This window comes from Variovorax sp. V15 (assembly GCF_041154425.1).
Classification (GTDB): domain Bacteria; phylum Pseudomonadota; class Gammaproteobacteria; order Burkholderiales; family Burkholderiaceae_C; genus Variovorax; species Variovorax guangxiensis.
In genome coordinates this window covers 1,779,549-1,791,870 of record NZ_AP028659.1, presented here as the reverse complement: position 1 = coordinate 1,791,870, position 12,322 = coordinate 1,779,549, and the positions used below count along the sequence as shown (strand labels likewise).

The 12,322-nt window shown below is 69.7% G+C and carries 12 protein-coding genes; 2 read left to right on the top strand and 10 right to left on the bottom strand.

Annotated features, from left to right (window positions below; genetic code table 11):
• Positions 1 to 2: 2 nt before the first annotated feature.
• The 3 genes from ACAM57_RS08555 to ACAM57_RS08545 are packed head-to-tail and all read right to left on the bottom strand — an operon-like array spanning position 3 to position 3,344.
• Complete coding sequence (locus ACAM57_RS08555; RefSeq protein ID WP_369661339.1) at positions 3 to 983, bottom strand: VWA domain-containing protein; 981 nt, start codon at positions 981 to 983, stop codon at positions 3 to 5.
• A 40-nt stretch (positions 984 to 1,023) separates the two neighbouring features.
• Positions 1,024 to 2,019: a protein kinase family protein gene (locus ACAM57_RS08550; protein ID WP_369661338.1), complete on the bottom strand. Its 996-nt coding sequence runs from the start codon at positions 2,017 to 2,019 to the stop codon at positions 1,024 to 1,026.
• Positions 2,020 to 2,030: 11 nt separating this feature from the next.
• The gene (locus ACAM57_RS08545) at positions 2,031 to 3,344 is read right to left on the bottom strand and encodes a hemolysin family protein (RefSeq protein WP_369661337.1); all 1,314 of its coding nucleotides are present in this window, start codon (positions 3,342 to 3,344) and stop codon (positions 2,031 to 2,033) included.
• A gap of 23 nt (positions 3,345 to 3,367) precedes the next feature.
• Between ACAM57_RS08545 and ACAM57_RS08540 the strand changes: the two genes are divergently transcribed.
• Positions 3,368 to 4,213 carry a symmetrical bis(5'-nucleosyl)-tetraphosphatase gene (locus ACAM57_RS08540; RefSeq protein WP_369661336.1) on the top strand — a complete coding sequence of 282 codons (846 nt, stop codon included), beginning with the start codon at positions 3,368 to 3,370 and terminating at the stop codon, positions 4,211 to 4,213.
• A 15-nt stretch (positions 4,214 to 4,228) separates the two neighbouring features.
• Here ACAM57_RS08540 and ACAM57_RS08535 read toward each other — a convergent pair whose 3' ends face one another.
• A complete protein-coding gene (locus ACAM57_RS08535; RefSeq protein WP_184641565.1) occupies positions 4,229 to 4,945 on the bottom strand; it encodes a GNAT family N-acetyltransferase in 717 nt (238 codons plus the stop codon).
• 99 nt (positions 4,946 to 5,044) lie between these two features.
• Between ACAM57_RS08535 and ACAM57_RS08530 the strand changes: the two genes are divergently transcribed.
• Entirely contained in the window at positions 5,045 to 6,553 is a 1,509-nt protein-coding gene (locus tag ACAM57_RS08530) for a PLP-dependent aminotransferase family protein (protein ID WP_369661335.1), read from the top strand.
• Here the strand turns inward: ACAM57_RS08530 and ACAM57_RS08525 are convergent.
• From ACAM57_RS08525 to ACAM57_RS08500, 6 genes are all read right to left on the bottom strand, one after another.
• Positions 6,550 to 7,467, bottom strand: a complete 918-nt coding sequence (locus ACAM57_RS08525) for an AraC family transcriptional regulator (RefSeq protein WP_369661334.1) — start codon at positions 7,465 to 7,467, stop codon at positions 6,550 to 6,552. The two genes, ACAM57_RS08530 and ACAM57_RS08525, sit on opposite strands and share 4 nt — an antisense overlap.
• Positions 7,468 to 7,568: 101 nt before the next feature.
• A complete protein-coding gene (locus tag ACAM57_RS08520; RefSeq protein ID WP_126024355.1) occupies positions 7,569 to 8,258 on the bottom strand; it encodes a fumarylacetoacetate hydrolase family protein in 690 nt (229 codons plus the stop codon).
• 85 nt (positions 8,259 to 8,343) lie between these two features.
• Positions 8,344 to 9,309: an ABC transporter substrate-binding protein gene (locus ACAM57_RS08515; RefSeq protein WP_369661333.1), complete on the bottom strand. Its 966-nt coding sequence runs from the start codon at positions 9,307 to 9,309 to the stop codon at positions 8,344 to 8,346.
• A gap of 23 nt (positions 9,310 to 9,332) precedes the next feature.
• Positions 9,333 to 10,334, bottom strand: a complete 1,002-nt coding sequence (locus tag ACAM57_RS08510) for an ABC transporter substrate-binding protein (RefSeq protein WP_369661332.1) — start codon at positions 10,332 to 10,334, stop codon at positions 9,333 to 9,335.
• Positions 10,335 to 10,350: 16 nt separating this feature from the next.
• Positions 10,351 to 11,178 carry a class II aldolase/adducin family protein gene (locus ACAM57_RS08505; protein WP_369661331.1) on the bottom strand — a complete coding sequence of 276 codons (828 nt, stop codon included), beginning with the start codon at positions 11,176 to 11,178 and terminating at the stop codon, positions 10,351 to 10,353.
• 9 nt (positions 11,179 to 11,187) lie between these two features.
• On the bottom strand, positions 11,188 to 12,315 hold the full coding sequence (locus tag ACAM57_RS08500) for an LLM class flavin-dependent oxidoreductase (protein ID WP_369661330.1): 1,128 nt from the start codon (positions 12,313 to 12,315) through the stop codon (positions 11,188 to 11,190).
• Positions 12,316 to 12,322 lie beyond the last annotated feature (7 nt).

Sequence of the window (12,322 nt, the reverse complement as noted above, 5' to 3'; positions counted from 1 at the left end):
CGTCAGCCGAACAACCGCTTCCACCACGACGAGCGCGCACCGGCCGCGGTCGCCGCCACGCTGGGCGGCGCATGACGTGGCGCGCCCGGGTCGAGCAGCGCGGCATAGGCGTCGAGTGCGTGCAGCACGCCGCCCACGCGTTCCTTCTCCATGCCGGTGGCGCTCATCACGCCGGCCAGCGCTTCGAGGCTGGGCACGGCCTTCTCGGTGAGGGCGACGATGCCGGCGGCCACGGCGCAGGCGTCGTCGGGCGAGTCCATGCAGATGACGTGGTCGCCCAGCAGTTCGCGCCAGCGGCCTTCGCAGCGGCGGCGGCGCTGCGCGTCGGGGATAAGGAAGAACAGATGCGTGGTCTCGGCCGCGGCGGCGATGACTTCCTCGATGGGAATGTCCTCGTCGAGTTTCTCGCCGATGAGGCCCTCGATCTGGTGGCGCGAGACGGCCGGATAGGGCAGCTCGTCGCCGGTCACGAACAGGTAGCCGCGCTTCCTGCGCTTGACCCAGCAGTCCATGTCGGTGTGCTGCGCCATCACGTAGAAGGCGAGCTCGTAGCTTTCCTCGCCGGTGCCGCCGCCACCGCCTTCCAGGTAGCTCCAGGTGAGCCACTGGTCCATGAGGTTGGCGGTCGATTCGAACTGGCCGACCTGCAGCGGTGCATGGTCGGAGTTGGCGTCGCCGATGGCCATGAACAGGAGCTGCGGGTCCGCCACGCCGCAATCGGTCAGCAGCTTCATGAAGGTGGGCAGCTCGCGGCGCGCGAGGAGCTGCGGGATGTCGCCCATGGAGCCCGTCACGTCGAGCGCGAAGGCGATGCCCAGCGAGTTCGGATGGTCGGCGTTGTCGCGCGACTCGCGCACCTTGAGCCCTTGCGGGTTCATCAGCGGATGCGTGGAACGCTGCGTGAAGACTTCCGCGCCCGGTCTCGCGGCGCGGTCGGCGATGAGTGCCGTGTGGGCGGCGTGCGAGTAGTTTCCGTAGCCCATGGGTTCTGCTCCTCTGTGACTGTTGTACGTATGCCTTGCGTCAGGCGCCGGCGTGCGGTGCGGGCGTCGGATCGAAATGGACGAACCTCGGCGCACCGAAAGCTTCGCGCGAAGCCGCCGACAGCGCCTGCTCGATGCCCTGCGCGCCCAGGCGCCCGCAGGCGGCTGCGTCCTCGCTGCATTCGCGCAGCAAGGCGGCGAGAGGCGCGGGTGTGTGGGAACCAAGGCCGGGCTCGCCGGCTGCTGCGCCGTGCAGAACGGCGCGCACGGCCCAGGCCGATTGCATCAGGTCGCGCGTGACGGCCGCGTCGTGCGCCGGCCCGGTGGCCTGCTGCGCGCGCGACCAGCCGATGAGCAGCACGCCATGGTCGCGCGGATGCACGAGCGCGTGCGAGGGCGACAGGTCGCGGTGCGTCCAGCCGGCGCCATGAACGAAGGCCAGCACTTCCAGCATGCGGCGCCAGATCCATACGGCGTGGCGCGGGTCGATGCCTTGCGGGTTGGCCTGCCGCACGTCTTGCAGGCCGCCCCAGAAACCGGTCGGGTGGCGCAACACCAGCGCCTGCCGCGAGCCGTCGCTCATTGCACTCGCCAGCCCTTCGGCCACGCCGATGCCCAGCGGCTGCGGCAGGCGGCGGGTGAAGTAGGCCGCGCCGGGCACGGAAAGATCCTGCAGGGCTTGCAGCACGGTGAATTCGCGCTGCAGCACGCCGTCTGCCGAACTCTCGCGTGCAAGCTTGAAGGTGACGCGCTCGGGCAGCGCGCCCAGTCGTTCGGCCAGCAGTACATCGCTGTGCTCGCCGGTGGCCAGCGGCGCGAGCACGCGGTAGCGACCGCCGCGCCACGCAAGAACGCGGCCGCCGGGCACGTCGGCATTGGCCCGGCGCCATGCGGCACGGAAGCTCTCGCGCTCGACGATCTCCTGCCCGCGCACCACGGTGGCGCCGCAGTAGCTGCAGTTCACCGTGCGCCACCGGGCGGCGCGCGGCAGGGGCGCGGAGCACTGGGGGCAGCTGAGAGCCTGCAGCGACAGCATGGCCCGCGCCCCTACTCTTCCCTGGGCGGGGCCGTCGGGTCCGGCGAGGCCAGCACCCGGTCGATGCGGCGGCCTTCGAGCGCGACGATCTCGAAGCACCAGCCGGCGCAGTCGATCTGCTCGCCCACCTCCGGCAGGTGGCCCGACACGGCCATCAGCAGGCCGGCCACGGTGTTGTAGAGGCCACGCTCCTCGTCGGGCAGCTCGCGAATGCCCAGGCGCGCGCGCAGCTCCGACACGGGCATGAGGCCGTCGAGCTCCCAGAGGCCGTCGGCGCGCTGGTGCGCCCAGGCGTCGGTCTGCATGCCGGGCTGCAGCTCGCCGGTGATGGCTTCGAGCAGGTCGCGCGGCGTCATGAGGCCCTGCACCACGCCGTATTCGTCGACCACGAACACGAGCCGGCCGGCGCGGGCGCGGAACTGCTCCAGCAGCTCCATGCCGGTGAGGGTCTCGGGCACGAACACGGCGGGCGACGCCTCCTGGCCCAGCACGCCGATATGCGCGGGGCCCAGGCGCAGCAGATGCGCAACGCTGATCACACCGACCACGTCGTCCAGCGAATTGCGGCACACCGGATACCAGGAGTGCACCAGGTTGAGCGCGCCCGCGTCGGCCACCTTCTGCAGCGCCTGCTGCACGGTGAAGGAGGCGTCGAGCCATTCGATGTCGGCGCGCGGGATCATCAGCGACGACAGGCGCCTGTCGTCGAGGTGGAACACGTTGCGCACCATCTGGTGCTCGTGCTGCTCGATGACGCCGGCGTCCACGCCCTCCTCGAGGCTGGCGGAGATTTCCTCCTCGGTCACCGAACGCGCCGCGTTGGCGTCGATGCGCAGCACCTTCAGCGTGGCGGCGGTAGCGCCCGCCAGCAGCCACACGAAGGGCTTCGCACCCTTGGCCAGCCCGCGCATCGGGCGAGACACCCAGCGCGCCACCGGCTCGGGATAGAGCTGGCCGATGCGCTTGGGCACCAGCTCGCCGAAGATGATGGTGAAGAAGGTGATGCAGGTGACCACCAGCGCGGTCGACGCGATGCTGGCCGTGCCGCGGCCCATGCCCAGCCCTTCCATCCACACGCCGAGCGGCTCGGCGAAGGCGGCCTCGCCCACGATGCCGCTGAGCATGCCGATGGAGGTGATGCCGATCTGCACCGTCGAGAGGAACTGCGTGGGCGATTCCATCAGCTTCAGCGCGGCCACCGCGCCGGCGTCTCCCGTTTCGGCCAATGCCGCGAGACGTGCGCGCCGGCTGGTGGAAAGGGCCATTTCGGACATTGCGAACAACGCGTTCAGCGTGGTCAGCAAGGCCAGGAGGAAGACATCCATGAACTGAGGGAGAGAATGGGGGAATGGCACTTTACTTGATCGGCGACCTGCAGGGCTGCGACGCCCCCTTCCAGCGGCTGCTGCGGAAGATCGACTTCTCCCCCAGCCGCGACACCCTCGTGCTGCTTGGCGACCTGGTGAACCGGGGCCCCGATTCGCTCTCGGTGCTGCGCCACGTGCAGGGCTACGGCGCTTCGGCGCTGAGCCTGCTGGGCAACCACGACCTGCACCTGCTGGGCGTGGCCCACGGAGCGCGCAAGGCCGGCCGCAAGGACACGCTGGGCGAGCTTCTCGCCGCCGCGGATGCCGAGGCGCTGCTCGACTGGCTGCGCAACCAGCACATGGCGCTGCACATGCGCATAGGCGCCGGCGACCTGCTGATGGTGCATGCGGGCGTGCTGCCGCAATGGACGGTGGGCGACACGCTGGTGCTGGCCTCCGAACTCGAGTCGGTGCTGCGCGGCCCGGCGCTGGGCGAATTCCTGATGTCGATGTACGGCAACGAGCCGGCCCGATGGAGCGACACGCTCACCGGAAGCGCCCGCCTGCGCGCCATCGTCAACGCGCTGACGCGCATGCGCTTCTGCACCGCGGACGGCGTGATGGAGTTCGAGGCGAAAGACGGCGCCGCCACCGCGCCCGAGGGCTACATGCCGTGGTTCGACGTGCCCGGGCGCAAGACGGCCAACGCCACCGTCGCATTCGGCCACTGGTCCACGCTGGGCTGGCTCTCGCGGCCCGACCTGCTGTCCACCGACACCGGCTGCGTCTGGGGCGGCTGCCTCAGCGCGGTGCGCATCGGCGCGACGCTGGACGAGCGCGAGCTGATCCAGGTCGAGTGCGAGCAGGCGCAGAAGCCGGGCAAGTAGCCGGCTGCGGAGGAGTCAGGAAGAGGGCAGCCGGAACTTGTCGAGCGACATGCGCTGGCCGCCCTTCTCGTCGAAGTTGCCGGGCGCCAGCCAGCGCTCGAAGGCCGTGCGCAGCGCCGGCCACTCGCTGTCGATGATCGAGAACCACGCCGTATCGCGTGTGCGGCCCTTGTAGATCACCGCCTGGCGGAACAGCCCCTCGTACCTGAAGCCCAGCCGCAGCGCCGCGCGCTTCGAGGGCTCGTTGAAGTTGTCGCACTTCCATTCGTAGCGGCGGTACCCCAGCTCGTCGAAGGCGAACTTCATCAGCAGGTACTGCGCCTCGGTGGACATCGGCGTGTTCTTGAGCAGTGGCGAGAAGTTGACGGTGCCCACCTCGATGGCCCCGTTGGCCGGGTCGATGCGCATCAGCGCCAGCGAACCCACGGCGCGGCCGCTTCGCACGTCGACGACGGCGAAGTGCAGCGGATCGCTGCTCTTCGCGATGCGCTCGGCATAGGCCCGCAGGCCGGCCAGATCGGCGGGCCGCTCCACGCCAAGGTAGGTCCAGTCGCGACCATCGGGCGCCTGCGCATAGGCGGCGTACAGATCGTCGGCGTGCTTCGCAACGTCGAGCGGCTCGAGCCTGCAGAAACGGCCCTCGATGACGCGGCGCGGCGGCAGGGCGCGGGGCGTCCATTCGGGAACCTCGGGGCCGATGGACTGGCCGAACTCGTTCTGGCGGGCTGACATGGGTGGAAGCTCTTTCGGTGGATGGTGAACGGCGGGGCCGGAGAGCGCTAAAGTAGCCGCAACGTGGCGCTACGAGAAGTGCCATGCAGAGCCAATTTCATGGTGCCACGCTACACTTCCCTCTTGCCGCCTCCCCCCTTGCCGCCTTCTTCCTTGCTCGAATCCCCGCTCTCCAGGGAGCGCCGGTCGGGCCCGATGCAGCGCCAGTTGCACGACCGCCTCAAGAACGCCATCCTCGACGGCAGCCTCGCCCCCGGCAGCCGCCTGCCGGGCTCGCGTGCGCTGGCCGAGGCGCTCGGCATCTCGCGCAATACGGTCACCGCCACCTATGAGCATCTGGCGGCCGAAGGCTATGTGCGGCCCGACAGGCAGGGCACACGCGTGGCCGAGCTCTCGTCGCCGGCGCCATCGAAGCGTGAGCGTGCTGGCAAGCAGGCCGGCACGCCGGCCACCGCGCAGCGCCTCGCAAGGATCCTGCCGAGCGCTTCACGTGCCGACATGGGCGCGGCGCTGCGTCCCGGGGTGCCCGCGCTGTCGCACTTTCCGCTGGCCGCATGGCGTCGCTCGCTGGAACGTGCGATCCGCGGCGGCGGCTGCGCGGCTCTGGGCTACGGCGACGCGCTGGGCGAGCCGGCGCTGCGCGCTGCCATTGCGCGGCACCTGTCAGTGGCGCGCGGCGTGCGCTGCGAGCCGCGGCAGGTCGTCATCGCCGAAGGCGCGCAGGAAGCCATTTCGCTGTGCGTGCGACTGCTGTCCAACCCCGGCGAGACCGGCTGGGTCGAAGATCCGGGCTACCGCGGCGCGAAAGCCGCCATGCATGCGGGCGACATGCGCATCGTGCCCATGCGCGTCGATGCCGAGGGCCTCTGCGTGAGCGAGCGCGACTGGCGCAAGCACCCGCCGCGGCTGGTCTACACCACGCCGTCGCACCAGTACCCGGCCGGCTCGGTGCTGAGCATCGCGCGCCGGCTGGAACTGATCGCGCAGGCCCGGCGGCACGGCGCGTGGATCGTCGAGGACGACTACGACAGCGAGTTCCGCCACACGGGCGAGCCCATCGTGGCCATGCAGGGGCTGGTGGACGACGCACCCGTGCTCTACGTCGGCTCCTTCAGCAAGACCATGTTCCCGTCGCTGCGGCTTGGCTTCCTGGTGCTGCCCGAGCGCCTGGTGTCCGCCGTGCAGGCACCGCTGGAGGAGATGCTGCGCGGCGGCCATCGCCACGAGCAGCTCGCCATGGCCGACTTCATCGAGAGCGGCCAGTTCAGCAGGCACCTGGGCCGCATGCGCAGGCTGTACCGCGACCGACAGCAGGCACTGCGGCTCGCGCTCGAAAAGCATTTCGAGGTGCCGCACGAGATCGACGGCGGCCACTGCGGCATGCATCTCACCGTGCGCTTGCCCGGGCGCTTCGACGACCGGAGGATCGCCGCCGAGGCGCTGCGCCAGCGCATCGCGCCCACGCCGCTGTCGGGCTTCGCGATGCGGCCGATGCCATCGGACAACGGGCTGGTACTGGGCTATGGAAACACGGCGCGCGAGCTCTTCGCGCCGCTGGTCACGCGGCTGTCGCAGCTCGCGCGGGCCTCGGAACCCGGCGGCGTCTAGCCGAGCTTTCCCACCACGTGCTCGCGCCTGAAATTGCGCGGCGTGCTCCCCACCACCTGCCGGAAGCGCCGGTTGAAGTACGCCTCGTCGGCAAAGCCGCACTGGTGCGCGATCTCCCGCACCAGCAGCGAGGTGGACGCGAGCAGCTCCTTCGCGCGCTCGATGCGCCGCTCGGTCACGAGGTCGGTGAAGGTTCGGTCGGTTTCCTTGCGCAGCAGGTTGGCCAGGTAGTTGGGCGAAAGGAATGCGGCCGCCGCGGCGTCGGTCAGCGACAGCGGCTTGTCGAGGTTGTCGCGCACGTAGCGCACCACGCGCTGCAGGGCGTCGCGCTGCGAAGTCTTGCCGTCGTGCTGCAGCGAAAGCCGCATCAGCGCGTTCTCCTGCCGCATGCAGGCCAGGCCGACGATCTGCTGCAGGATGCCGCGCATGGCGGTCTTGGCGCCGAAGCTGCGGCTCGCGTTCAGCGCATGCAGCTCGTCGAGCCAGCCGCGGATGCGCGCGAAGTCGGCCTCGTCGAAGGCGAAGTCGACGTATTCCTGGAACAGGAAGGGCGCGAGGTCGGGATGGCAGGCGAGCGGCACGTCTTCCAGGTCGAGCGCGTCGACGTCGAGCTCGGGCCACAGGAAGCGCTGGTCGAAGTTGACGATGCAGTACAGCGCCTCGGGCGGATGCGGGATCACGTGCACCCGGTAAGGCAGCACGAAGCTCAGGTGGCGCGGCCCGAAGGGGCGCACCTCGCCGCCGATGGACTGCTGCGAGTTGCCCTCGATGCCGACCTGGATCTGGAAGTACGCATGCCGGTGCGGCAGCGTGAGTTCATTGCGCGCGCCCTGGAAGCGGATGTCGAAGTCCAGGTGGTCGGCACGCTCGTGCATGCCGTAGGTGCGGACGGACGTGGGGGTGGAGGAGCGCATCGGGGCAGGCGTCTTCGTCTTTCGCCCGTGAGCGTACGCCATCTTGCGCACCGGCGATCCGGCCGCACCCGCCGGATCTGGTGAGCGCCCTGTCTTCGGGCTCAGACGACCGCGACTTCGAGCACGCCCACGCCCGCCACGCTGCCGCGCATGCGGTCGCCGCGCTGCACCGCCGCCACGCCCGCCGGGGTGCCCGTGAAGATCAGGTCGCCGGGCTGCAGCGTGAACAGCGTCGAGAGGTAGGCGATGGTGTCGGGCACGTTCCAGATCATGTCGGCGAGGTCGCCCACCTGGCGCTGGGCGCCGTTCACGTCGAGGCGGATCTCGCCGCTGGCCGGATGGCCGGCCCTGGCCACCGGCACCAGCTCGCCGCAGGGCGCGGAGCCGTCGAAGGCCTTGCCGGTGTCCCAGGGACGGCCCATCTTCTTGGCCTCGCCCTGCAGGTCGCGGCGGGTCATGTCGAGGCCGACGGCGTAACCGTAGACGTGGCCCAGCGCGTCGGCGGCGGCGATGTTCGCGCCGCCGGTCTTCAGCGCGACCACGAGTTCGATCTCGTGGTGCACGTCGTTCGACAGCGGCGGATAGGCGAACTCGCCGCCGTCGGCCACGATGGCGCTGGCCGGCTTCATGAAGAAGAACGGCGGCTCGCGGTCGGGGTTGTGGCCCATCTCGCGGGCGTGCTCGGAGTAGTTGCGGCCCACGCAGAAGATGCGGTTGACAGGGAAGCGGACCTGATCGCCCTGGATGGGCAGCGAATGGACGGGTGCGGGGGAAATGGCATAGGAAGTCATGCGACGACTCTAGCCAGCGCAACTCCGCGCCCCGCGCACGCAACTACGCGAGTCTTGGACTCAGCTACGGTCGTGCGTTTTTCTTTCAGCCGGCCACGCCGAAGCCGGTGTCGAAGGTGCCCTTCACATCCAGCGGCTGCCTGATGAGCCCGACCTGCCGGTAGAAATCGGCCGTCCCCTGCTGGTCGGCGATGACCTGCGCGTCGATGGCCACCCACTTCTGCTGCCGCCGCTCGAACTGCAGCTTCGCCGCCTCGGGCGGAATGCCGATGATGCGCGCCAGCGCGGCCGAGTAGGCATCGACGTTGCGGTACGACCAGAGCTGCGCCTTCACCACGCGCTGCAGAAAATCCTGCAGCACCGGCCGCTTGGTCGCGATGGCGCTGTCGGTGGCCGCGAGGTAGCTCAGCCCCGGCAGCAGCCCGCGCCCGCTCACGAGCACGCGCGCGTGCTTGCTGACCTCGGCCAGCGCGGTGTAGGGCTCCCAGGTGGCCCAGGCGTCGACCGAGCCCTGCGTGAGCGCGAGCTTGGCGTCCGCCGGCGCCAGGAAGCGCAGGTTCACGTCCTCGGGCCTGAGGCCGGCCGAGGTGATGGCCTTGAGCGTGACGTAATGGCCGATGGAGCCGCGATTGGTCGCGACGCTCTTGCCCTTGAGGTCGGCGGCGGTCTTCAGCGGCGAGTCGGGCCGCACGAGCACGGCCGTGCCGTAGGAGTCGGAACGGTTCGCGCCGATGGCCTTCACGCGCGTGCCGGCCGCCAGCGCGAAGATCAGTGGCGCGTCGCCGATGGGGCCCGAGTCGACGGCGGCGGCATTTAGCGCCTCCGCCAGCGGCGCGGCGGCCGGGAACTCCGACCACTGGATGTCGTAGCTGAGCCCTTCGAGTCCACCCGCGGCTTCGAGCAATGCTCGCAGCCCGCCCTTCTGGTCGCCGGCTTTGAGCACCGGGCGGCCCTGCGCTGAAACCACGCCGGGGAAGGCTATGGAAGAAGCGACGGCAGCGGCGACGGCCGTGCCTTGAGCGAGGAACTGACGACGGGAACTGTGGTTCATGCTGATGCGGCTTCCGTCCGTGTTCATGCCAGGGGATCGAAGGAAACGTGGTCGGCGAAGCGCACCGGGTCGGTGGTCTTCTTGAGCACGCCCACGCCGCGGAAGTCGCGCGCGTAGAACTCGACCTCGTCGCGCAGGTTGCGCCCCAGCGGGTGGTGCTTGTGCGTGAGCGTGCCCAGCAGCGCGCGCAGGTCTTCCACCGCCACGTTGGGCGAATACTTCGAGAAGAGCCTGGCCGACTCGTTCGGGTTCTCGGCCACGTAGTCCGAGGCCTGCGCGATGGCGCGCACCAGCGAGGCGACTGTCGCCTTGTCCTTGCGCACCAGTTCGCCGCGCGCGCCGACGATGCAGCAGACCTTGTCCTTGTATTCGCCAGAAAGGTTGCTCGCCACCTCGACGAAGGCGCCCCGGTTGCGCTTCTCGATCAGGTAGATGTTGGGGTCGCCGTCGGCAATCGCCTGGATCTCGCCCTTCTTCACCGCGATGTCGAGCAGGTCGGCCGGGTACTGGCGCCAGACCACGTCCTTCTCGGCGTCGATGCCGTTCTTCGCGAGCAGGATCGAGAAGAAGTTCTTGCCCGGGCTCGCGATGTCCGACACGCCGATGGTCTTGCCCTTCAGGCTCGCGAGGTCGATGACGCCCGCGCCCTTGGCTCCCACCAGCCGCACGCAGCCGCCGTGCGAGCTGCCGACGATCTTCACGTCGAAGCCCGATTCGAGAGGCTTGAGCCAGCGGTGGATCATGCCCACGGCCGCATCCGCCTTGGCGGTGGCGAGCGACTCCAGCAGCTGGTCGGTGGAGCCCGTGTAATTGATGAGGTCGACCTGCAGCCCGTTGCGCTCGAAGTAGCCGCGCTCCTGCGCCACCACCACGGGCGAAAGGCAGAAGGCCGTGGCGTTCCAGGCGAAGGTGAGCTTGCGGGACTGCTGCGAGAAGGCCTGCGATGCGATCAGGCCGCCGGAGGCGACCACCGCGGCGGCGCCGCCGGCGCGCAGCAGGCTGCGGCGGGAGAAGTTGGGGTTCATCGTCTTGGTGTTCGGGTCAGAGAAGCAGTTCGGGCTCGGCCTCGACCAGGCCTTCGTAGAGGCTGTCGAAGGAATGGATGGCGCCTTCGGGCCCGCCGATCTGGCTGTGCGTGTGACGCGCCGTGGCCTCGTCGATGGGCTGCGGCCTGCCCGCGGCCTCGGCCAGCAGCTGCGTGTGGCAGGCGTTGTCCAGCGCGATGTACCACCAGGCGGCGGCTTCCACCGTGGGGCCCGCCGTCAGGATGCCGTGGTTCTTGAGGATGGCGCCCTTCCTGTCGCCCAGCGCCTGGGCGATGCGCTCGCCCTCGCTGGTGTCGACCACCATGCCGGTGAAGTCGTCGAACAGCGCCACGTCGTTGTGGAACACGCAGCTGTCCTGCGTGATCGTGTCGAGCTTGCGGCCCAGCGTCGACCAGGCCTTGCCGTAGGTCGAGTGCGTGTGGGCGGCGGCGATGATCTTCGGGTTGTATTCGTGGATGGCCGCGTGGATCGCGAAGGCCGCCTTGTTAAGCGGCCTGTCGCCGATCACGGTCTCGCCCTTCGAGTTGACGAGCAGCAGGTCCGACACCTTGATGCGCGAGAAATGGATGCCCAGCGGATTGACCCAGAAGTGGTCGGTGAGCTCGGGGTCGCGCGCCGTGATGTGGCCGGCCAGCCCCTGCGCGAAACCGAAACGCGCGAACAGGCGGAAGGCGCCCGCCAGGCGCTCCTGCCGGTGGCGGCGCTCGGCCTGGATGGTGGTGCGCGGCGGAATCGGGTCGAACCAGTACTTCTGCTGCGGGTTCAGGTTGAGCTTCAGCGGCTGCGAGGCCGCGCTGCGGTCGATGGAAAGAACTGCGCTCATGGTGATTCCTCAGGCCGCCTTGCGTTGTTGCTGTGCGCGCTGCGCCACCAGCTCGCGCGTGCGCGGGATCAGCTCGCGGCCGTAGTCGAGCGCGTCTTCCAGCGGGTCGAAGCCGCGGATCAGGAAGGTGCTCACGCCCAGGTCGTAGTAGTCGAGCAGCGCGTCGGCCACCTGCTCGGGCGTGCCGACCAGCGCGGTGCTGTTGGAACGCCCGCCGATTTCCTGCGCGACCGCGGTCCACAGCCGCTTGTCGAGCCGCGAGCCCTTCTCGGCTGCGGCCAGCAGGCGCTTGGCGCCTTCGCTCTGCTGCGGGCCGCCGCGGTTGTAGCCCTGCACCACGCGCAGGCGCTTGGTCTCGGCCAGGATGTTCTCGGCGCGCGCCCATGCGGCCTCTTCGGTCTGCGCCAGGATCGGGCGGAACGACACCGAGAAGCGCACGCTGCGCCCGTGCTTCGCCGCCTCGGCGCGCACGCGCGTGGTCAGTTCGCGCGCCTGGTCGAGCGATTCGCCCCACAGCGCGTAGACGTCGGCGTACTTGCCCGCCACCGGAATCGCTGCCTCCGATGCACCGCCGAAGTACACCGGCACGTGCGGCCTGCCGTTGCGCGTCTGCAGCGGCCTCACTTCGGAGAAGGCGTTCTGGAAGCGGTAGTGCGCGCCTTCGTGGTCGAAGGGCTTCTCCGCCGTCCACACCTTGTGCAGCACCTCGAGGTACTCGTCGGTGCGCGCGTAGCGCTGGTCGTGGTCGAGCCAGTCGCCGTCGCGGCGCTGCTCCTCGTCGGAGCCGCCGGAGATGTAGTGCACGCCGAGCCGGCCGCCGCTGAACTGGTCGAGCGAGGCGAACTGCCGTGCGGCCAGCGTGGGCGCGACGAAGCCGGGGCGGTGCGCGAGCATGAAGTGGATGCGCTCGGTCACCGAGGCCGCATAGGCCACGGTGAGCGTGGCGTCGGGGCTGGTGGAGTGGTGAGGCACGAGCACGCGGTCGAAGCCCGCCGCCTCGTGGGCCTGCGCGAAGGCGCGCACGTAGTCGCGGTCGAGCGCGGGGCCCTTGGCCGGGTGGATCTCCGAGACTTTCTGGCCCTGGATCATGCCGATGAATTCGACGAGGCCGTCTTGTTGCTGTGGCTGCTGGCTCATGGTGCTG

Bases quoted from the DNA above. Each gene is read 5' to 3' on its own strand.
- ACAM57_RS08520 (WP_126024355.1), bottom strand. From the start codon at position 8,258: ATGACTTCCTATGCCATTTCCCCCGCACCCGTCCATTCGCTGCCCATC.
- ACAM57_RS08500 (WP_369661330.1), bottom strand. From the start codon at position 12,315: ATGAGCCAGCAGCCACAGCAACAAGACGGCCTCGTCGAATTCATCGGC.
- ACAM57_RS08510 (WP_369661332.1), bottom strand. From the start codon at position 10,334: ATGAACCCCAACTTCTCCCGCCGCAGCCTGCTGCGCGCCGGCGGCGCC.
- ACAM57_RS08545 (WP_369661337.1), bottom strand. From the start codon at position 3,344: ATGGATGTCTTCCTCCTGGCCTTGCTGACCACGCTGAACGCGTTGTTC.
- ACAM57_RS08535 (WP_184641565.1), bottom strand. From the start codon at position 4,945: ATGTCAGCCCGCCAGAACGAGTTCGGCCAGTCCATCGGCCCCGAGGTT.
- ACAM57_RS08540 (WP_369661336.1), top strand. From the start codon at position 3,368: ATGGCACTTTACTTGATCGGCGACCTGCAGGGCTGCGACGCCCCCTTC.
- ACAM57_RS08555 (WP_369661339.1), bottom strand. From the start codon at position 983: ATGGGCTACGGAAACTACTCGCACGCCGCCCACACGGCACTCATCGCC.
- ACAM57_RS08550 (WP_369661338.1), bottom strand. From the start codon at position 2,019: ATGCTGTCGCTGCAGGCTCTCAGCTGCCCCCAGTGCTCCGCGCCCCTG.
- ACAM57_RS08525 (WP_369661334.1), bottom strand. From the start codon at position 7,467: ATGCGCTCCTCCACCCCCACGTCCGTCCGCACCTACGGCATGCACGAG.
- ACAM57_RS08505 (WP_369661331.1), bottom strand. From the start codon at position 11,178: ATGAGCGCAGTTCTTTCCATCGACCGCAGCGCGGCCTCGCAGCCGCTG.
- ACAM57_RS08515 (WP_369661333.1), bottom strand. From the start codon at position 9,309: ATGAACCACAGTTCCCGTCGTCAGTTCCTCGCTCAAGGCACGGCCGTC.
- ACAM57_RS08530 (WP_369661335.1), top strand. From the start codon at position 5,045: ATGGTGCCACGCTACACTTCCCTCTTGCCGCCTCCCCCCTTGCCGCCT.